Genomic DNA, 18347 nt, shown 5'->3' with positions numbered 1-18347 from the left:
TACATTGTGGAAACCCGTATGCCTTATTTACATTTCCATTTAGCAGGCTTTCATTTTTTTCCATATAGGCTCCTTACCCTGCCAGCTTCTGAAACAGACGTTTTGTAAGGAAGTAATACCAGATTAAGGCTACCAGCAATGCTATGGTGAGATAAAGAATCGCCTCATTCTGTACAGCTTTTGCCACCCAAAATGATGGAAGGAAGCCGACTGCAAACTGATAGTAACTATCAATAAAGAATGGAGCCGGTATTCCTAGTAATGTAAGTGCAGCCAGTTTTGTAACTGCCATTCCTTCCAGTTTATTAGTTGAAAGTGTAATAATCATCAGGGCTACTATAATAGCCTGAATCGCTCCCAATACGGACAAGCCTAAAACCATGATGACGGGCCGTCTTTCCAATGAAAAGATTAGCAACACAATAAACGTAACAACAGTTGACAGAATTGCAGGTATTCCAAGCCTTGAAAATATATATCCTGATTTTCCGAGTGGCGTTATTGAAAAATAGCGTGAGACTTTATCATCAATTTCTTCCAAGGTAATCATGGCAAAAGCAAAACAAAGGAGCACTGGTGCCATGATAGAGAGAAACAGGTCAAAAATCGGATAATAGGGCAGTAAAGAAAACTTTGTCGCGTTCTCTATTAATGGGATTCCAAATTTAATAAGGGCACCAACCAGAAACGGAGTGAAACAAGCTGCAAACATCATGGGATCTTTAGTTATCTGTTGGAATACCTGCCCTGTGCTGTTAAATACTTTTTTCATATCTTCACACCTCCAATACTCCGCCACATTTTTGATACCATCTTATGGGCTACCAGATATAGGACAAAATTCGTTGCAAGAATAAGAACCAAGTCCAGAAACAAATTCTGACTATACCCTGTTATTAAATTCATGCAGGCCATTAATGGAAAGAATCGCAAGATTTCCGGCAGGTCTGTAAATAACCCTAAAATTGGTGGGACAAAGCATAAAATTTCAATGGGCATGATTACAATTAAAAACTGATTCAGGTTCGCAATCTTTGTGGCGGCCATGATACCAAGCATAGTAAAAATCGATGATGTTAATGCTGTCCCGGCTATGATACCTGATATGTTCCCATTTCCTGCCGTAATTCCCAGTATCAATGCGACCACGCAGGATATGAACATTAAAGAAAATACCTTAGCAAGGATATACTCGGATACCTTTGTCGGCGATATTGCAATCGCATTGAGTACCTTTTGACTTTTTTCAAGTAAAACAATCGCTCCCATGAAAAACAATCCCATGGCCGCCGGATCAGAATAAACCATAATGGCAACAGCATTGTGTTTCCAGTTTTCTGGTAAAGATGTAATGCCACAGACATAAATCACTGTTAGGACAAAATAAATAAAGTAAAATCCATATTTCCACTGGAAATGAATATCGCCGCGGATCAATCTTCCTAATTTCATTGCAATGTCCTCCCGGTTATGTCCACGAAAATATCATTTAATGTTGGCTCACTGCTATGAACAGATTGAAGGCTGTTACTCCGGATAAGCTCATTTAACCGTTTATCAGCAGCCGTTTGTGTAAGCATACATTCCCCGGTCTTTTCACCATTTTCAAAATAGGTGTACTGGAGTTTAGCTGCACCTCTTGACATGATGAGATTATGGGGGGTATCCAGGGCGCTGACTTTTCCTGACACGATAAAAGCTACCTGATCGCACAGTTCCGTAGCGTCAAACATATTGTGTGTGGTAATAATAATCGTTTTGCCGCGCTTTTTCTCGGAAAGGATAATATCTTTCATGAGCCTGCTGTTTGTAGGATCAAGGCCGCTAGTAGGTTCATCAAGAAAAAGAATATCCGGATTGTGAACCAGGGCCTTTATAAAGTTCAGCCGGGAGCGCATGCCTTTTGAAAAATTGGAAACCTTCTTATCACCGTCATTTTCCAACCCCACCATTTTTAAAAGTTCATCGGTTGAGCGAAGTGGCCGGTCATATAGGGAACCAAAGTATTTTAGATTTTCGCGTGCGGTGAATTTCTCATAACAGGTGGAAAACTCAAAGTCAACACCAATACGCTCATAAAAACTGTTAGTTCTTTCGCGTATTTCTGTTCCCGCGACTTTGACACTCCCTTGATATCTTGTGTTGAGCCCGGTTAAGACTTTTTGTATGGTTGATTTTCCGGCGCCTGATGGCCCCAGAAAGCCAAAAACTTCACCCTGCCCCACATGAAAGCTTACGTTTTCAACAAAAGGCTTATTTGTATAGCTGAAACATAATTTGTTGACCTCAATCATTTTAATTCCTCCCTGTTGGATATATGACGTTTTATATTATATAGTCATATAAAAGTTAAAAAAATGTTTGGCTACCTGTCAGCCAAATAACCAAACAAATGTTGCTATTCTTTAATAACCTGATTCACGATACCATCAACTAAAAGTGTTTGTATCTGTCCTAATTCTTTATCCTCCTTGAACTGCTCAAGGCAGGTCAATACAGAATAGAGAGATTTAATTATTACTGTGTGAGGAACAGTAAATTGCACTCCCATATGTTCCAGCATTTCCAATATGCGGATGTCATTGTACATATGATTGTTGAAAATATCAGGAGATAATTTCCGTTGCAGATAATCCATTATGGATAAGTCAATTTGCGACAGGATGGGGGAAGTAACGATTCCGCTAAGTCCCATCATAATGACATCTTTGGTTAAAGTCCTTTGCGTAGGATAACGTTTATTCTTCACCACCGTTTCAATGTCCTCAAAAAGTTTTTGCTGTAACTGAAAGTTGATTTCTACATACAGGTGTTCTTTGCTGGGATAAAACGCATAAAAGGAGCCTTTGGATATATTAGCAGCAACAGCTAAATCATCAACCGTTACTTTTTTTAATCCGTGTAGGGCAAAGAGTTTTTCGCCCTCGGCTAACAGTTTATCACTAATAAAGGCTTTTTCTTTTTCTGTAAAGCGTGGCACTTTTATCACCTCCTTATGACTAAATATTTAATAACGTCATATAGAATATATCACTTATGATTTGTATTGTCAATCATTTTCTCTTTAGCTCTGTTGTTGGCACAATGCAATATAAATACTTATGCAGTGTTGGTTCTAATGCATTCAAAGTATCATTGGTATCCTCATTAAAAATCATATGCCGGTTTAGGCTAAGCACAAGCATTTCTTTATTAGCAGAGTTAATCTGTTCATACACTTTTTCTATGTAGTCATAGCTGAATAGCGGATCACCTTTGGCTGTAATTAAAACAATCGGACATTTGATTGAGCCATCTTCAAGGCAGGATAAATCAGCATTAAACAAGCTGGCTACAAATTTTAAGGGATAATAGGGCAAAAGCATGGGATCATTAAGGCAATCATTTTTTGCCTTTTCACTATGGAAAACCTTGTTAAAGTCCAGGTAGGCATCAGGATGAATTTTCATGTTGGGAAATATCGTTCCGCCTACACGAAACATAAACTGAATAAATCCCATAAAACGGTGTGTCCATGCTGGAAATTTCGTCAGGCTCATCGTCTCTCTCAACGAGGTCAGCATGATATTGTACGGAAAAACGGCCTTTATACGGGTATCCCGGCCTGCGGCCATGGCAGCTAAAATTCCACCCTGGCTGGAACCCATAATCGAAATATTATGTCCAAAATTTTCGATTGCAAATGTAGTTGTGTCATAAACATTTTGCAATAGATCATCCATTGTGTAATTTGTTTTGACCTTTGGGCTTTTGCCATGTGAAAAATAATGAATGCCAATAACATTGAAACCACGTTCAGATAAACCGTTCAAGAACGTTGCATACATTAGTGGATGTGACATCGTTCCAGGAAGAAATATTATAGTTGGTTCGTCTGCGTCTTGTATCCACATGGATAGAGTAATGGGTATGTTATCTGATAAAATTTCAAATTCTTTGTAAGCCATAAGCAACCTCCTATATGACTATATTAAATTTATCGTCATATAGATTATAAGACAAATACATATTCGTGTCAATATATTAAATTTTAATAATAGGAACTATATTGGCTAATAATAGGAACTGTGTAAGCATATCCAAAAGAAAAAGGGAACTGTAAAATGTAATTGGGTGAACAAATTATGAAAAGACCAGTACCAAAGTATGATTTTACGGCACTCGGACAGGCAATAAAAGCGGAGCGGACTGCAAGAAAAGAATCACGGAAGAAAGTGGCGGATGAGATGTATATTTCTCCACGCTATCTTGCTAACATTGAGAATAAAGGGCAGCACCCAAGCCTCCAGTTATGTACGGAGTTTGCCATCCGTTACAATATATCCCTGGATCAATTCATTTTCGCTGAGAATGAGGGAAATAAATCCACGCAGCGCAGACAGCTTGATGTCCTGCTGGATGGGATGGAGGACAGAGGCTTGAAGATTGTCACCGCCACCGCACAAAGTATCCGGGAAACCGAAACGGAGGAAGAAGCATGATTCTCCCGTTACAACTGAATATTGTTTAAGGGACGCTATGAGCCATGACTGGTTTGTAGCGTTTTTCTTTGAAAATGGTTGCTGAATCGGTGTTCCCGCAGTTACTAAAGTACGGAAAGACTAAAGACAGCAAGCACAGCAAGTGGGTACCCACCACTTGCGGATTTTTCCATTTAGGCCCCGTTGCCCAAATGGAAAAATGCTTGTTGGGATAATCCCAAACCCTTATAGAAAGCGAGGAACGCCATGGTAAACCGGAAGCGGAATATCCAGATGAAGTTCTGGGTGACAGAGGAAGAAAAACGGCTGATTGATGAAAAGATGAAGCTGCTCCCAACGAAAAGGTACGGAGCCTACTTCCGCAAGATGGCGATTGACGGCTATATCATCTATACGGATACATCCAACATTAAAGAGTTTACGGCGCAGCTTGCGGGGATTGGCCGGAACATTAACCAGATAGCGAAAAAGCTCAACGCCGGCGGGCCGGCTTATCAGGCAGATATGGAGGAAATCCTGGAAAGGCTGGATCAGATATGGCAATTACAAAGACACATCCTATCAAGTCTACGCTGAAAGCGGCGATAGATTATATCTGCAATCCCCAGAAAACGGACGGGAAACTATTGGTATCCTCCTTTGGATGTTCAGCGGAAACGGCTGATATTGAGTTTGCCTGGACGAGGAAATATGCCATTGACAAAGGCACAAACCTGGGGCGCCATTTAATCCAGGCATTTGAACCGGGGGAGGTCACGCCGGAGGAGGCCCATGAGATTGGTATGCAGCTTGCAAGGGAAATCCTAGGGAACCAGTATGAGTTTGTTCTTACCACGCACATAGACAAAGGGCATATACATAACCACCTGATTTTTAATGCCGTCAGCTTTACGGATCACCGGCATTACCATTCCAACAAGCGGAGTTACCATAACATCCGCCGTGTCAGTGACCGTCTCTGTAAGGAACATGGCCTGTCAGTCATTGTTCCCGGACAGGACAAAGGAAAGAGTTATGCGGAACATGCCGCAGAGAAGGCGGGGACCAGCTATAAGGCAAACCTGAAAGCTGCCATTGACCGGCTTATTCCCATATCCGCGGATTTTGAGGACCTGCTCCGCCGCCTGCAGGAGCAGGGGTATGAGATTAAGCGGGGAAAATATACATCCTGCCGAGCTTCCGGCCAGGAACGGTTTACCCGGATGAAAACCCTGGGGGCAGATTACACGGAGGAGGCCGTAGCTGCCCGGATTGCGGGGAAACCCCGCCCCTCCAGGCTGCCGAGGCAGGGTGATGGGCGGATCAGCCTGCTTATTGACATTCAGAATAACTTGAAGGCCCAGGAGAGCGCCGGTTTCACGCACTGGGCAAAAATCAATAATCTCAAACGGGCGGCAAAGACCATGAACTTCCTTACGGAGCATGGGATCGCCAGCTATGAGGAACTGGAAAACAGGATGGAAGCACTTACCGGGAGACGCGAGGCAGCCCTGGCAGCTATCAGGGAAACAGAAGAACATATGACAGACCTTTCCATGCTGATGAAACACGCAACTACTTACTGGAAGCTGAAACCGGTCTATGACAGTTACAGGAATTCCCCGGACAAAGAAAAATTCCTCCGGGGGCATGAGGGGGGCATTATACTGTTTGAAGCGGCGGCCAGACAGTTAAAGGAGCGGAACCTCAAAAAGATTCCGGCCTTTCAGTCGATGAAAGCGGAGTATGATGCCCTCACCGCAAAAAAGGAGGCACTGTACCCGGAGTACCGCAAGGCCAGGGCAGAGGCAAAGGAATATGAGGTCATCCGGCAGAATGTGGACGTCCTGCTCTCCATCCCGAAAGAACCGGACAGGGACAGGTCACAGGAATACAGATAAAAAAATTGTAGGCGCGGAAAAAAATCTGTTGTATAATGGGAGCAAAAATGACACCGCAGACACACAGCAGCAAAGGAGGTTCTATGGCAGTAATATTTACTTATGGCCTGGCGCTTGCCATCGGTCTTGTAATCGGCCTGGTGCTTATGGTAATCGGCCTGTTCTTCGGAAACATCATCTTATTTGACAGTATCAGCCTGGCGGCCGGCGCGGGATTTGCCTGCCATCTCCTGGCGGGTGTCCATCCTGCCATATGCCTGGTGATTGGCCTGGTATTTCTCTTTTGGCTCCAGAATACAGCCGTCGGCTTCTGGATCATCGGCGGGATTCTCTCCCTGTTCTGGGCGTTTGTATTCGGATTCCTTGCATATGCCTTTTCCGGAGAGGACATGGTATGGTTTTATGTTGTCATGGGATTAGGGGTTCTCCTGATGGGAGGGCTCCATTTAAAGGCAAAAAACAGTTAAAGAAGCACCGTGGAAATGTGCATAACCAGCCATTCCACCGATGGAAAAGGGCGTTCACAGGCCATGGAAAAGCACAGGGCTTTCCCACATCCTGCAAACGCCCTTTCCCACAGCTCCATGGGACGGCAGGTTATACACATTCCCACAATGCCTGCTGCTGCGGAATCCCCCTATTGCTCATATCTTTCAGGACAGTAAAAAATCAGAAAGTCCATTTCCCTTTCAGAAGTTCCCGCCGGCGGTTCCCTCATATCGCAGGAAATATAAAAGTCACCAAAAGTGAACGCGGTGACTGTTTCTTCAAACAGCCGGATTCCCCTTGTCTTAAAATTGATTACCCCCACGCCGTAGGGATTGTCACTCCAGTTTTCTTCCATGGTCCGGTTGAGGCAGCTGGTACAGAGATGGGAGGCGGCCTCTTTTAAATCCAGGGTTCCATCCTGGTTGAAAGAAACGAAACCCGTGGCAAAGCCCCGGCCTGTGTCCTCCGAGATCATGGTAAAAAAGCCATCCTCCCCGCGGCTCATGATATGTGTGGCAGAACCCCGGATCGGTTCCTCAATCAAGTTTCCATCATCGTCATAACGGTTAATCCCGACATAGGACAGCTCAAAGGTGTTCAGGCTGATAATGCCGATATTGTCCTGGTCCCAATACAGAGGGAGCAGGGTTCCTTTTCCGTCACCGCACAGGAGACAGTCTGCCGGCGGGGTGTCGGAAGTATACCGGGGTTCTTTCACGGTTCCTGTTTTTTCTTCCTGTTCCTGGGAGAAAGCTGCGCGGGATTCCGGCGCCTGTACCGGACCGCAGCCAGGGAGCAGCAGGGCCAGGGACACGGCAGCCGCATATAAGGCGCTGGCTGCTGTAAGATGGTATGTGCCTGTATGTCTCATATAATCCTCCTGTCGTCTTAAAAACGTTGTTTTCTCAATAATATCTGATACAATCAGATAGGTCAACTCAAACATCCTATACAGCCGGATATATTTTGTATCAGTGTAGGGTACAATCATATAAAAAGGCGGTGGGGTATGTTTGAGGAATTGTTTTACAGGAGACTGGCAAAGCTGCGCACGGAAAAAGGCATTTCAGCACGGGACATGAGTTTATCCATCGGGCAGAGCGCCGGCTATATCAATGCGCTGGAAAATAGAAATGGTTTCCCGTCCATGCAGGTGTTTTTCTATATCTGTGAATACCTGGGTGTTACGCCGTCCGAATTTTTCGATGAGGGAAACGGCCACCCGGCAGAGTACCAGGAGATTATCGGAGATTTGGATTCCCTGGATGATGAACAGGTGCAGAATGTAAAAGCCATCATAAAAGGCCTGAAAAGATAAAACGTATGTGAGGGCAAAAAAAGAGCGGGAACACAGCCGTTGTATAAAACCATCGGCTGTGTTCCCATTTTTATGTCTGAAAAGGGGTATGATAAGCTGCCTTTTCCCTTTTCCGTTCCAGGCGGTAAAGTCAGACGGGAAAACCTATGCCCCATGCCAATGATGGCTGATACAGAGGGCTTTTCCGCCTGTTTTCAACCTTTTTTCGGGGTGTTTTTTGCGCCCTTGCCTGCATACTTCGGGCATTGAACCAGTGACGCCCGGAAACTCTGCTTGCAGCCATGGATACAGCGTTTGCAAAGTTTGTTGTACTGGCGCCTGCCGTTTTCCCCAAGGAAGAAAGACCATTCCAGTTTCCAGCGTTTGCTTTTGCTCATAGGCTGTCACGCTCCGGGGTATCCCTCCCCGGATTTTTCTCCGGGGCTTTCCGCTCCGCACATTCCCGCTTTGCCTCCGCCAGTTTCTCCCGGAGGGACGGCTTGCCGCCTGTCTCCGGCGGGGTGGCCTCCCGCTGGCCGTTGTTGATAATCCCGTCAATCATACCGTAATCATCTTCCAGGGACATTTCTGCGCTGCGGAGATAATCCTTGTTCATGGGGGAGGCTGCCAGGCTGTATTCCCGGACCTGCTCCGGTGACAGCGGTTTTGTGTATTCCAGATAGCCGACTGCATGGATGAGGCCGTTTTCCACCATGGTGGTATGGCCGTATTCCTCCACCTGTGGCGGCTGTTCCCCGTCCAGCGGATAGGCGCCGCGCTCCAGGGAAGCCTCCGTGATGTAATAGCGGTAGGTGTCATGGTAGACGCCGTAGTGGTCGTGCAGTTCCGCCTCCGGCACGGCGGCGATCAGCTGGATGGCCTGCTGGACCAGGGGGCTTTCCCGGTAATGGGGGATTTCATTGATAGTGTCGGTGTCGATGGTATTGCCGGACAACAGATCCATTTCCCCGTCATATATGCTGCCGTCCTCCAGGAGGAAGCCGATTCCCTTGACGCCGTTCAACCGTTCTGACGGGATTGCATGGTACAGCTCCACGGCCTCCGCCAGGGACAGGTTGTTATGGTATTCACCCAGGGAGGGGAATTCCATGCACTCCGCTACATAGAAGGTCAGCTTTGCCACCGCTTCCGGCGCGTCTTTCAGTTCTGAGAGCCCGTCATCATGGGCGCGCACTTCCTTCATGGGGGCGGGGAGTACCATGATTTCATCCCCCATCTGCACGAACATTTCCGGTGTCCGGAAGTGTTCCATGTACTTCTGTGCCAGTTCTGGGGACAGGGAGGTGAAATCTTCCTCCCCAAGGCCAGCCACCAGGAACGGGCCGCATACAATGTCATAGACCTTTCCGTTTTCATCGCGCAGGGCCCGGTTAGGCTCCATGCCGTTCAACTTGCTTTCATCATTGCAGATGACGGCGACCAGATCATGGAAAGGATACGCGGCGGCGATTATGCCGCCCACCTCTTTCTGCAAAGCGCCCAGGCCGGGGGGAAGTTCCTTGACATAGGGCTCTTTCATTGGCTCCACCACAAGTACGGCCAGTGTGGGCTCCGGTTCTGCCAGGCTGCCGTCCGGCTTTTCCGGCTCCGTCTCCCGGCCCGGTTCCAGGAATCCGGGAATTTCCCGGAACCCGAAGCTGTCACAGTAATAGGCGCTTTCTTTCCCGTGGTCCTGGAACACCACCACATCCGATACGGATAGGCTGTGCCCGTGGAAATTGTCAGGGCGTTCCAGATTCAGGTCCCGGTAAATGCTTTCCAGGGTTTCCCCAGGCGTCAGCGGCGCCGAATAAACCAGTTCGTAGTTCCCGGCGTCCGGGGAATGGCCGGCGGCTTCCAGACGTTCCAGCGGTTCAAAGCGGAAATCCCGGTATTCTTCCCCGTCCTGTATCTGGTAGACGCAGTAGGTGTCAATGCCGTATTCTTTTTCAAAGTCCGTAAGCCGTGCAATCAGAGGGGCGGCGGCTTCTTCCAGGCCCCTCTCACGGGCTGTGTTGATGAGCCCGGTCTTGATTGCGGAGGTGCGGCCCTTATAGAGCTGTTCATGTAAGGCAATCTGCTGTACTGTCTCATCCGGGAACATGGCGGCATATTCCGCATGGTAGCCGCGGAAGAACTGGTCCGCGTCAGCGGCAAGCTCCATGGAGGCGGTAAGCATACGCTCATCCTTACCGATGAAATCCCCGTCAAAAGTATCCAGGCGCTTCATCAGGCTGCCTGCTTCCTGGGAAAAACTATTTTTCCCTGCGGCTATGGGGGCAAAGAGTTCTTTCAGTTCCCGGTAATTCCCATTTAACAACAGGTCAGCAAGTTCTTCTTTCCGTCCGTGCGCGTCAGGATGGCTTTCTGCATATGCGGGATCAGCGTTCCGCAGCATGGTGTCCATATCGAAAGCAAGGTCCGTGGCTTCATCCAGCATGGCAGATTCCCGTTCCTCCGCTTCCTGGCCCTCGATGAATTCCTGTTCTTCAGCAGTGGCGGTCACCCGGTACTCCCATGGGATTTCGTCCCGGTTCCCCTCGTAATATTCAATAAACTTATCGTTGTTATCCCGGATATAGCCGTAATCGGTAAAGGCACCGCTTTCCTCCAGGGCAATATCCCTCCCGTACCGTTCATAATCAAAATAATATTTCAGGTGTTCCGGGAAGTTAAGGCCCATCAGGTCATCGGCGAATTCCCGGCCCAGGTCGTCATAATCCTTTATGCCGGACATGACATCGTATTTATCCAGGTTATCCGTCAGGTTGATCAAGTCCTTTACGCTGTGTGTGTAGTCGCTGATCTCTATGGCGGCCAGGAAATGTTCATAATCAGAATAATCCATTTCCTCCAGCTTGTTTGCCAGGTAGTTCAGTTCATCCAGGCTTTCATATTCGCCCAGCCGGTCATAGAGGCCGTCCACATAGCAGTCATAGTCTGAGATGAACCATTCCTCATAAACATTTCCGGATTCATCTGCCCGGCCAATGCCAATCCGCTCAAAGACTTTCTGCATTTCCTCATAGGTGGTGGGGAATTTCACCCACTCGCCGGCCAGTTCGCCCTCGTTGTATTTTCCGAGGTTGGTGACAAATGCCTCAAAAGGGCAGTCGTGATCGTAACTGTATGCCATATTCCTGCCTCCTTACCGTTCCTGCCCATGCTTTGCGGCTTTTGGCTCCGCGTCATGGGCGGCACAATCCTTTTTCCCCTGTTCCAGCCGTTTCCGGATGGAGGGTTTTGCTTCCGGCTTCTCCGGTTTCTTTGGGAACCTTTCAATGGACCATTCATCCCCGGACAGTACCACGTAGCCTTTTTCTGAAAAACAGCCGTGCTCCTGCTCCCGGATATGGCGGCCAAAGGCTTCAACGCCTATGCCGGCTTTCCATTCCTCCGGCATGTCCACCATGCCCGACTGGTGGAGGTAATAGCCTCCCAGGGCCTTGTCATCCGTGACGCCGGGCATGAAACAGAAGTAATCCACGTTGTCCGGGTATGCCCTGAACTGGTTTAGCGTCTCCAGACGTAGGGGCGTCTGCTGCACGGCGTCCAGCTTTTCACGCTCAAAGGCTGGTAGGTCATGGAGGTCTTGGGCCAGGGCCGGCAGTTCCTCAATATCACCGTACATGGGAAGCACTGGCCGGAGCCCCTCCACACGGCACACGTAATCATCCATGAAATACATATCCGGCGTGGCGTCCATGGGTAGCCCAATTTTTTCATACAGGGCCATGATGTCCTCTGCATAGGGAGGAAAGTACAGCCAGGAACCGGAATCCTCCCGGTTCCCGTCATCGTAGGCCGTGGTATTCACCACGTAAGCCTTGAAGATATAATCAGAAGTGTTCTTATCGTCCATCTGTGCGCTCCTTTCGTCCGGGCTTCCGGTCAAACTCCAGCTTGAAATTGATGTATCTGCCGCCCGTGTCATCCAGGATCACGGTGGCGTCATAGGTGGTATCTTTTTTCTCCGAATACATCCCTTTAACTTTCACCCGCCCTTTTTTCAGCAGGTCCGCCGCCATCTTTTTAGTCAGTTCCTTTTTCCGGGAAACCCAGAAGCGGTCATTCTTCCAGAGGACGAAGCCGCAGCCGCGGTTCCCGCAGTAGAAGTTCTTTTTCCCCTCATACACAGGTTCGCCGCAGCGGGGGCAGACACCCACCGGCTCCTTTTCCGGGGCAAAGAGTTTCTGCCCGTCCTGGTCGATATGGGAATAGGTGCTTACCAGGTCCGCCGCCATCCTGTGGATACCGGCCATGAAGTCCTCCGGGCCAGCCTGCCCTTTTGCCACATCCGAAAGTTTCTGTTCCCATTCCGCAGTAAGGAGCGGGGAGGTGAGTGCGTCAGGCAGCACCGCCACCAGGTTGATACCGTCCTTTGTGGGAACCAGGTTCTTCCCCTTGCGCTCCGCAAAACCGGAGGAGACCAGCTTTTCGATGATGGAGGCTCTTGTGGCCGGGGTGCCTAGGCCCCTGCGCTCTGCGTCCTCCGGCATATCCTCCGCACCGGCGTGTTCCATGGCCGACAGGAGCGTATCTTCCGTATAGGGTTTCGGCGGCGCAGTGAAATGCTCCGTGACGGATACGGCGGCATTTTCAAACACCTGCCCCGCGCACAGCTCCGGCAGGGCGCTGTCACCGTCCCCATCCGTATCCCCATCCTCTGGCCGCCCTTTCAGGGAAGCGCGGAACAGCTGTTCCACTGTCTGCCATCCCCCGGACAGAAGCCGTTTTCCCTTTGCGGTAAAGGCATGGCCCGCACAATCAAATACCGCCGTCACCGTTTCAAAGATATAAGGGGCGGCCGCCGCACACAGCAGTTTGCAGCCGATCAGCAGCAGGATGTTCCGATCGCCGGCGGGCAGGGCGGGCACATCCGTCTTTCCCAGCTTCGCCGTTAGGATGATGGCGTGGTGGTCGGATACGTCCTTATCGGAAATCAGGGACGCTGTATCCGGAGGGAAACCGATATTCCCGTTAAAGGGCGGCAGTGCAGCGGCGAGACGGAAGATGGAGGCAGCCGTATCCGCCATGTCGGAAGTGAGATACCGGCTGTCCGTGCGGGGGTAGGTGATCAGTTTCTTCTCATAAAGGCTCTGTGCATAGTCCAGGGTTTGCTTTGCCGTGTATCCGAACAGGCGGTTTGCCTCCCTTTGCAGGGTGGTGAGGTCAAAGAGCTTTGGGGGCTTCACCGTTTTTTCTTCTGCCTCCACAGAGGTACAGATAACGGCGGCGCCCTGGCAGGCGTCTTTTAACTGCCCGGCCTCCGAGGAACCGGGAATCCGGCTGCTGACAGCTTCCGCGCCGCCGCAGGTTAAACGGACCAGGTGGTATTTCTCTTTCTGGAACCGGGAAATCCGGCCCTCCCGCTGTGCAAGCATGGAGAGGGTGGGCGTCTGTACCCGGCCTACGGAAAGCGTCCGGTGGTACAGGACGGAGAACATCCTTGTGGCGTTAATGCCAATCAGCCAGTCGGCTTCCTGACGGCATAAGGCCGACTGGTACAGGGCCTCATATGCCGCCCCCGGTTTTAAGTTTTCAAATTCCTCCCTGATGGCGGTGTCCTCCATGGAGGAAATCCAGAGACGGGAAAAAGGCTTGTTGCAGCCGGCCATATCATAGACCAGCCGGAAAATCAGTTCACCCTCCCGCCCGGCGTCACAGGCATTTACCAGTTCCTCCACATTGGGGCGTTCCATAAGGCTTTTTAAGGTGTTAAACTGTTCTTCCTTGCCGGGGGAGAGGACGAAGCGGAACGGCTCCGGCAGGATCGGCAGGTCCTCATAGCGCCATTTCTTAAAGCGTTCCTCGTAGCTGCCTGCGTCGGCAAGGCCAACCAGATGGCCGATACACCAGGATATGATCCGTCCGTTTCCCTCAATGTAGCCATTCTTCCGGTTTTTCACGCCCAGGGCCGCGGCCACGGTCATTGCCACGCTGGGTTTTTCACAGATAATCAGTTGCATGTCAATCACTCCTTTTCTTTTTTATGTCCGGCTGCCAGCCTGCGGATACAGAAGCCCACACAGGGGGAAGGTTTCCGGTAGGGGCAGGAGGCACATTCCGGGGAACGGGGAATGGGCGGCGCATTTTCACGCCGCCCGCCCGGCTTCTGTGTCATCATCTTTTCCAGGGGATTGCAGGTGAACCAGGTCATGGGGTGCCCTCCCCTCCGGTTCCATCCTCCCTGCCGCCCTCTGCGTTTTCCGTATCCGGCTCCGGTCCGTCCCCGTATTCTTCTTCCTCAAAATCAAAGTCCTCCAGGCTGTCCCTGCCTTTTACCGCCTGTTTTGGTTTCAGGAATTTCACGTAACAGAAGACACCCCCGCCAATCAGGGCCAGGGCCAGGACAGCCGCCAGGATACCGCCGGCAGGGTTTTTATCCTCTTTTACCTCCGGCGCCGGCTCCGGTTCTGCGGCCATGCCCTTGCAGCCCTTTAAGTCATCCTTGCATACCGGGCAGGAGGAATCCACGTCCCCGGCCGTGCATTTTCCCATACAGGTGCATGCGGCGGGAAGCTCCGGCGCGGATTCCTCCCCATCCTCAATGAGCGCCAGCAGGTCCGCCTCATCCACCAGGTTCAGGAAATGTACGTTGTCCTCGCCGTCATCGGCGCGATCAATCACCAGATAAAAGTAATTGCCGTTTTTGGACACCACGGTGATGAACTGCTTTTCCCCGGTGTCACCGGTTGCCACGTCATCCACCAGGGTAAGGTTGCCCTCCGGGGTGAGGGGTTCGGTAGGTTCTGCCGGTTCCTCCGGCGCGGGTGTTTCTTCCGTGGCCGAGGGTTCCTCATAATCCGGGCCGCCGGCGTAAGCGGTCATGGAAAAGGCCGCCATACAGGACAGGGCGGCCAGAAGTGCGGTCAGGGCGTGCAGTTTCCGTCTATTCTTCCTCATCAATATCCTCCTCCTTTTCTGCGCCGCTGCCGTCCTCCGCAAGCCCTGCCTGCATTTCTTCCGGCAGGGTGATGAAGCCGCTTGCGTAGGCTTTCAGTACGGCGGTCAGTTCCTTATTGTCCAGTTTCACGGCTTTTACCATGCGGATGATCTCCAGGTTTTCTTCCTCCGCAAGCTGCGCCTCCAGGGTGCGCTGCCGTTTTTGGAGCTCTGCAATCTTTTCCCGGTTGCGCTCCATATCTTTCCTGATCTTTTCAACAGTTGCCATAAATACAAGTCTCCTTTCTGGAATCGGTCTGGTTAATAAATTCTGCCAAAACACATGAAATGCTCCTGCCAGTAAGCGGAGCCAGTGTTCGCATACTGGATGGGGTTCCCGCAGTGGATCATCATGGAATCCCCCACATAAATGCCTACATGGGACGCCCCGGCCGTGTCATAGGTCCCCTGGAAAAAGATAATGTCCCCCGGCCTTGCCTCCCCAGGCGGGATGATGGCGCATTGCTGCCGGATACCCTCGGCGGTGGTCCTGCCGATGGGATATACCCCGGAATGGTCCAGCACATAGCAGACAAACCCTGAACAGTCAAAACTTGTGCTGGGTGAACTGCCGCCCCATACATAGGGGTACCCCAGGTATTTTTCCGCTTCGGTTATCAGCCTGCGGAAGGTTTCGTTGGTAAGCGCCTCCGGCGGGATGTCATAATCCGTGTATTCCCCGATGTTCACGCCTCCGGAAATGGAGGGGCTGTCCGGGAACAGGCCGTCCCGTCCGCCTTTGGTCTCCATCAGGACCTGATAGCGTTCCAGCTGTTCCGGCGTCAGGGTTTCCCTGGCGATCGTGCCGATGGATTTATTTTTCAGCGTCACCGTCAGGATGTAATAATCGTAGGGGACTTCCTCGGAGGTGGTGTTGCCGTCCGCGTCCGTATGGGATTCTGTCCGGTAACGGGTTTCCACGGTTTCCGTATAGGCCACGGTGTACTGCCTTTCAAAAAGCTCCCGGATGGCTTCCCGGACCTCCGCTTGTGTGTAATCCTCATAAAGCACGGTCAGGTAGCCTGCCAGTTCATAGGGATCGTGACCGGTTTCATCCAGCTGGTAGCGGTATTCATCGTATCCGGGATGGGTTTGCTCTGCATTGTTAATTTCACTGCGCAGGTCATTTTCCATCCCCGTGTAATCGGCCTCCACCCCGTTGATATCCGCGTCCTCCGCCGTGTAGGTGGTCCCCAGGATGGCATTTAGCCCGCCGGCAATCATGTTGGAACAGGAAGAAAGCCCGCCAGCCAGCAGCATGACGATGAGGCCGATTCCAAGGACGGCCAGGACTGCGTGCCAGTGGGAGGCGGCAAAGGAAACGGTTTTTTCCGCTGCCGCTTTTACTCTGGCCGCTGTGCCCTTTGCGGCCACCGCCGTGTTCCCTGCCTCTTTCCCTGCGCTCCTGGCTTCTTTTGCATAATTCTTCTTAATCTGCCGTTTCTGCCAGAAGCGGGAGACGGGGCTGCCGGAAATACGGGGATTGTCAAGGAGGGCTTTCTGGTAATAGTAGGAGGCATTGGCTTTTATGGCTTTTTGTTCCGCTTTCGCGGCCTCCCGCCAGGGTTTCAGCTTATGGCGGCGGTAAACGCCGCGGATACGCCGCCCGGTCCATCCGGCTCCCCGCTCCAGGGTGCGTTCCCCCAGGTGCCCGGCCTGTACGCCGGAATTTTCCTGCTCCACCTCCCGGACCTTTCCATGCAGGGCGGCCCCGGCCTCATGGATGGGGCGGGAGAGCGGGTTCTGCCGCAATTTCCCGTTTGGCCGCCGGTCCGTTTCTTCAAAGCGGAACCTGGCCGTTGCCTTCCCGGTCCCGGCGTCATAGGACCGTTCCACTGCCAGCCGTTTCTTCTTCGGGATGTTTTCTTTTGCAGCGTCCAGCCGGTCAGCGGCCCGGTCAGATTTACGGATTGCTTTCTGCAATTCCGGCGTGTCCCGTTCCGCTTCGGTAAAATGCAGGCGGGAGGATGGGGAATCCCTTGCCGCCTCCCCCTCACGGATGGTATCCCCTGCTTTCTTAGCCGCTTTTTTTGCAGCCCTGCGGCCAAGGGCGGCCTCTGCCCGGTCCAGTGTCTTTCCGGCGGCCCCGGCAGTTTCGCCGGAAGCGGAGAAATCCGCTTCTGCCTCCCGGCTGCTGATGGCCTCTGTTTCGCCCGTGGCAAGGTTCTCCGTCACGGCGCCGTCCCGCGTCATTTTTTGAACGGTCTTATCCTGGGCTTTTAATTGTTTCATGGCCGGGCACCTGCCTTTCCAAAGACACACCAGTCCGCACAGCGTCCGGTCTCTATGTCTGAAATGTATTTGAAGATGGGGAAGGCCTGGGGCGGGCAGACCGCGTTCCCAAGGGTTTTTAACCGCAGCGCCCGCCCTGTGGTTTCTTCCGTCACGCGGGGGATTCCGTCCGGCTCCCGTTCCCAGAGGACACGTCCGTCCATCCGAGGGGGAAGCCCATTAGCCATTCCACCCAGTCCGGGTTCAGGGCTGCCGTGTCCGACACCGGGTTCTCCGAAAAGATCACCTGGGCCGACAGGTTGGAGCTGCCTTTCTTCTGGTCGTAGGCCGATGGCTTCAGGGTGGAGCGGAAGCCGTCCGATGCCACCGGCGTCAGGTAGAACACCGCCGCAGACAGCGGGAGGCTCCATACGGCCCCATTGCGGTTCCGCTTCCGGAATATCCCATTGTCCGACAGGTATACATCCAGGCTTTTCACATCCCTGGCGGTGCTTTTGTCGGAAGCAAGGGGCGTGGGAAACATGAGACGCGACGATAAAAGTTCGCTGGCGCTCATGCCATGCGCCGACGCCGCAAGCCGGAAATACGAATGGGAGAACAGCGTATCCCGCTTTTGCCAGGTCAAGGATCGTTTTGTCGAGCCCCATATTGATGAAGCCAGCAACATTTTCCCCAAGCACCCAACGGGGCTTGAGTTCTGTAATAATCCTGCACATTTCCGGCCACAGGTAGCGTTCATCCTCAAAGCCTTTCCTCCGTCCTGCGGTTGAGAACGGCTGGCAGGGGAATCCGCCGGAAATGACGGTGACGGTACTGCGTCCTGTCTTTTCAAAAAATGCCTCCTTTGTGAATGTGGTAATGTCCCGGAATTTCGGCACGTCCGGCCAGCGGGCGGAAAGCACCGAAAAAGGGAAGTCGGCCCATTCGCACTGGCAGACGGTCTCAAACCCGGCGGCCTCCGCCGCCAGATCCAGGCCGCCAATGCCGGAGAACAGGCTTGCATGGGTAAGTTCCTCCATAGGC

21 protein-coding genes are annotated in these 18347 nt (G+C 51.3%); 5 read left to right on the top strand and 16 right to left on the bottom strand.

The window, feature by feature from the left end; genetic code table 11:
• Positions 1–73: 73 nt before the first annotated feature.
• From EJL91_RS19865 to EJL91_RS19845, 5 genes are all read right to left on the bottom strand, one after another.
• Positions 74–772, bottom strand: coding sequence for an ABC transporter permease (locus EJL91_RS19865; RefSeq protein ID WP_125143717.1), 699 nt, complete (start codon positions 770–772; stop codon positions 74–76).
• Complete coding sequence (locus EJL91_RS19860) at positions 769–1452, bottom strand: fluoroquinolone export ABC transporter permease subunit (RefSeq protein ID WP_125143716.1); 684 nt, start codon at positions 1450–1452, stop codon at positions 769–771. The genes EJL91_RS19865 and EJL91_RS19860 overlap by 4 nt, the downstream gene beginning before the upstream one ends.
• Positions 1449–2294 carry an ABC transporter ATP-binding protein gene (locus EJL91_RS19855; protein ID WP_125143715.1) on the bottom strand — a complete coding sequence of 282 codons (846 nt, stop codon included), beginning with the start codon at positions 2292–2294 and terminating at the stop codon, positions 1449–1451. The genes EJL91_RS19860 and EJL91_RS19855 overlap by 4 nt, the downstream gene beginning before the upstream one ends.
• Positions 2295–2398: 104 nt before the next feature.
• Positions 2399–2980 (bottom strand): TetR/AcrR family transcriptional regulator, encoded by a 582-nt coding sequence (locus EJL91_RS19850; protein WP_125143714.1) that lies wholly within the window; start codon positions 2978–2980, stop codon positions 2399–2401.
• 73 nt (positions 2981–3053) lie between these two features.
• Positions 3054–3947: an alpha/beta hydrolase gene (locus EJL91_RS19845; protein WP_125143713.1), complete on the bottom strand. Its 894-nt coding sequence runs from the start codon at positions 3945–3947 to the stop codon at positions 3054–3056.
• Positions 3948–4121: 174 nt separating this feature from the next.
• Between EJL91_RS19845 and EJL91_RS19840 the strand changes: the two genes are divergently transcribed.
• The 4 genes from EJL91_RS19840 (at position 4122) to EJL91_RS19825 (ending at position 6828) form a co-directional block, all read left to right on the top strand.
• Entirely contained in the window at positions 4122–4481 is a 360-nt protein-coding gene (locus tag EJL91_RS19840) for a helix-turn-helix transcriptional regulator (RefSeq protein WP_125143950.1), read from the top strand.
• Between the two features lie 246 nt (positions 4482–4727).
• Positions 4728–5057, top strand: a complete 330-nt coding sequence (locus EJL91_RS19835; protein WP_125143712.1) for a MobC family plasmid mobilization relaxosome protein — start codon at positions 4728–4730, stop codon at positions 5055–5057.
• Positions 5018–6361 carry a relaxase/mobilization nuclease domain-containing protein gene (locus EJL91_RS19830; RefSeq protein WP_125143711.1) on the top strand — a complete coding sequence of 448 codons (1344 nt, stop codon included), beginning with the start codon at positions 5018–5020 and terminating at the stop codon, positions 6359–6361. Before EJL91_RS19835 ends, EJL91_RS19830 begins: the two co-directional genes overlap by 40 nt.
• 83 nt (positions 6362–6444) lie before the next feature.
• Positions 6445–6828, top strand: coding sequence for a hypothetical protein (locus EJL91_RS19825; RefSeq protein ID WP_125143710.1), 384 nt, complete (start codon positions 6445–6447; stop codon positions 6826–6828).
• On the opposite strand, the gene EJL91_RS24685 is transcribed toward EJL91_RS19825, so the two are convergent.
• A complete protein-coding gene (locus EJL91_RS24685; protein WP_164516901.1) occupies positions 6825–6974 on the bottom strand; it encodes a hypothetical protein in 150 nt (49 codons plus the stop codon). The two genes, EJL91_RS19825 and EJL91_RS24685, sit on opposite strands and share 4 nt — an antisense overlap.
• Before the next feature lie 24 nt (positions 6975–6998).
• Positions 6999–7721, bottom strand: coding sequence for a hypothetical protein (locus tag EJL91_RS19820; RefSeq protein ID WP_125143709.1), 723 nt, complete (start codon positions 7719–7721; stop codon positions 6999–7001).
• A 138-nt stretch (positions 7722–7859) separates the two neighbouring features.
• On the opposite strand from EJL91_RS19820, the gene EJL91_RS19815 reads away from it, so the two are divergent.
• Complete coding sequence (locus EJL91_RS19815) at positions 7860–8168, top strand: helix-turn-helix domain-containing protein (RefSeq protein ID WP_125143708.1); 309 nt, start codon at positions 7860–7862, stop codon at positions 8166–8168.
• 194 nt (positions 8169–8362) lie between these two features.
• Here EJL91_RS19815 and EJL91_RS19810 read toward each other — a convergent pair whose 3' ends face one another.
• From EJL91_RS19810 to EJL91_RS19765, 9 genes are read right to left on the bottom strand one after another with little or no spacing between them, the layout of a single operon-like run.
• A complete protein-coding gene (locus EJL91_RS19810) occupies positions 8363–8545 on the bottom strand; it encodes a hypothetical protein (RefSeq protein ID WP_125143707.1) in 183 nt (60 codons plus the stop codon).
• Positions 8542–11283: an antirestriction protein ArdA gene (locus EJL91_RS24680; RefSeq protein WP_164516900.1), complete on the bottom strand. Its 2742-nt coding sequence runs from the start codon at positions 11281–11283 to the stop codon at positions 8542–8544. Before EJL91_RS24680 ends, EJL91_RS19810 begins: the two co-directional genes overlap by 4 nt.
• A 12-nt stretch (positions 11284–11295) precedes the next feature.
• On the bottom strand, positions 11296–12009 hold the full coding sequence (locus tag EJL91_RS19795) for an antirestriction protein ArdA (RefSeq protein ID WP_164516899.1): 714 nt from the start codon (positions 12007–12009) through the stop codon (positions 11296–11298).
• Positions 11999–14116, bottom strand: coding sequence for a type IA DNA topoisomerase (locus tag EJL91_RS19790; protein ID WP_423243459.1), 2118 nt, complete (start codon positions 14114–14116; stop codon positions 11999–12001). Before EJL91_RS19790 ends, EJL91_RS19795 begins: the two co-directional genes overlap by 11 nt.
• A 5-nt stretch (positions 14117–14121) precedes the next feature.
• Positions 14122–14307, bottom strand: a complete 186-nt coding sequence (locus EJL91_RS19785; RefSeq protein WP_125143705.1) for a hypothetical protein — start codon at positions 14305–14307, stop codon at positions 14122–14124.
• On the bottom strand, positions 14304–15053 hold the full coding sequence (locus EJL91_RS19780) for a DUF4366 domain-containing protein (RefSeq protein ID WP_125143704.1): 750 nt from the start codon (positions 15051–15053) through the stop codon (positions 14304–14306). The genes EJL91_RS19785 and EJL91_RS19780 overlap by 4 nt, the downstream gene beginning before the upstream one ends.
• Entirely contained in the window at positions 15040–15321 is a 282-nt protein-coding gene (locus tag EJL91_RS19775) for a DUF4315 family protein (RefSeq protein ID WP_125143703.1), read from the bottom strand. Before EJL91_RS19775 ends, EJL91_RS19780 begins: the two co-directional genes overlap by 14 nt.
• A 32-nt stretch (positions 15322–15353) precedes the next feature.
• Positions 15354–17324, bottom strand: coding sequence for a C40 family peptidase (locus EJL91_RS19770; protein WP_125143702.1), 1971 nt, complete (start codon positions 17322–17324; stop codon positions 15354–15356).
• The gene (locus EJL91_RS19765) at positions 17321–18343 is read right to left on the bottom strand and encodes a DNA cytosine methyltransferase (protein WP_125143947.1); all 1023 of its coding nucleotides are present in this window, start codon (positions 18341–18343) and stop codon (positions 17321–17323) included. The genes EJL91_RS19770 and EJL91_RS19765 overlap by 4 nt, the downstream gene beginning before the upstream one ends.
• Between the last annotated feature and the right edge of the window lie 4 nt (positions 18344–18347).

Source organism: Clostridium transplantifaecale (genome assembly GCF_900626075.1).
In the GTDB taxonomy this organism is placed as follows: Bacteria; Bacillota; Clostridia; order Lachnospirales; family Lachnospiraceae; genus Otoolea; species Otoolea transplantifaecalis.
This window is presented reverse-complemented; position numbering and strand designations above follow the sequence as displayed.

Bases quoted from the DNA above. Each gene is read 5' to 3' on its own strand.
- EJL91_RS19835 (WP_125143712.1), top strand. From the start codon at position 4,728: ATGGTAAACCGGAAGCGGAATATCCAGATGAAGTTCTGGGTGACAGAG.
- EJL91_RS19770 (WP_125143702.1), bottom strand. From the start codon at position 17,324: ATGAAACAATTAAAAGCCCAGGATAAGACCGTTCAAAAAATGACGCGG.
- EJL91_RS19820 (WP_125143709.1), bottom strand. From the start codon at position 7,721: ATGAGACATACAGGCACATACCATCTTACAGCAGCCAGCGCCTTATAT.
- EJL91_RS19780 (WP_125143704.1), bottom strand. From the start codon at position 15,053: ATGAGGAAGAATAGACGGAAACTGCACGCCCTGACCGCACTTCTGGCC.
- EJL91_RS19785 (WP_125143705.1), bottom strand. From the start codon at position 14,307: ATGACCTGGTTCACCTGCAATCCCCTGGAAAAGATGATGACACAGAAG.
- EJL91_RS24680 (WP_164516900.1), bottom strand. From the start codon at position 11,283: ATGGCATACAGTTACGATCACGACTGCCCTTTTGAGGCATTTGTCACC.
- EJL91_RS19765 (WP_125143947.1), bottom strand. From the start codon at position 18,343: ATGGAGGAACTTACCCATGCAAGCCTGTTCTCCGGCATTGGCGGCCTG.
- EJL91_RS19865 (WP_125143717.1), bottom strand. From the start codon at position 772: ATGAAAAAAGTATTTAACAGCACAGGGCAGGTATTCCAACAGATAACT.
- EJL91_RS19860 (WP_125143716.1), bottom strand. From the start codon at position 1,452: ATGAAATTAGGAAGATTGATCCGCGGCGATATTCATTTCCAGTGGAAA.
- EJL91_RS19845 (WP_125143713.1), bottom strand. From the start codon at position 3,947: ATGGCTTACAAAGAATTTGAAATTTTATCAGATAACATACCCATTACT.
- EJL91_RS19855 (WP_125143715.1), bottom strand. From the start codon at position 2,294: ATGATTGAGGTCAACAAATTATGTTTCAGCTATACAAATAAGCCTTTT.
- EJL91_RS19815 (WP_125143708.1), top strand. From the start codon at position 7,860: ATGTTTGAGGAATTGTTTTACAGGAGACTGGCAAAGCTGCGCACGGAA.
- EJL91_RS19830 (WP_125143711.1), top strand. From the start codon at position 5,018: ATGGCAATTACAAAGACACATCCTATCAAGTCTACGCTGAAAGCGGCG.
- EJL91_RS19810 (WP_125143707.1), bottom strand. From the start codon at position 8,545: ATGAGCAAAAGCAAACGCTGGAAACTGGAATGGTCTTTCTTCCTTGGG.
- EJL91_RS19790 (WP_423243459.1), bottom strand. From the start codon at position 14,116: ATGCAACTGATTATCTGTGAAAAACCCAGCGTGGCAATGACCGTGGCC.
- EJL91_RS19825 (WP_125143710.1), top strand. From the start codon at position 6,445: ATGGCAGTAATATTTACTTATGGCCTGGCGCTTGCCATCGGTCTTGTA.
- EJL91_RS19775 (WP_125143703.1), bottom strand. From the start codon at position 15,321: ATGGCAACTGTTGAAAAGATCAGGAAAGATATGGAGCGCAACCGGGAA.
- EJL91_RS19795 (WP_164516899.1), bottom strand. From the start codon at position 12,009: ATGGACGATAAGAACACTTCTGATTATATCTTCAAGGCTTACGTGGTG.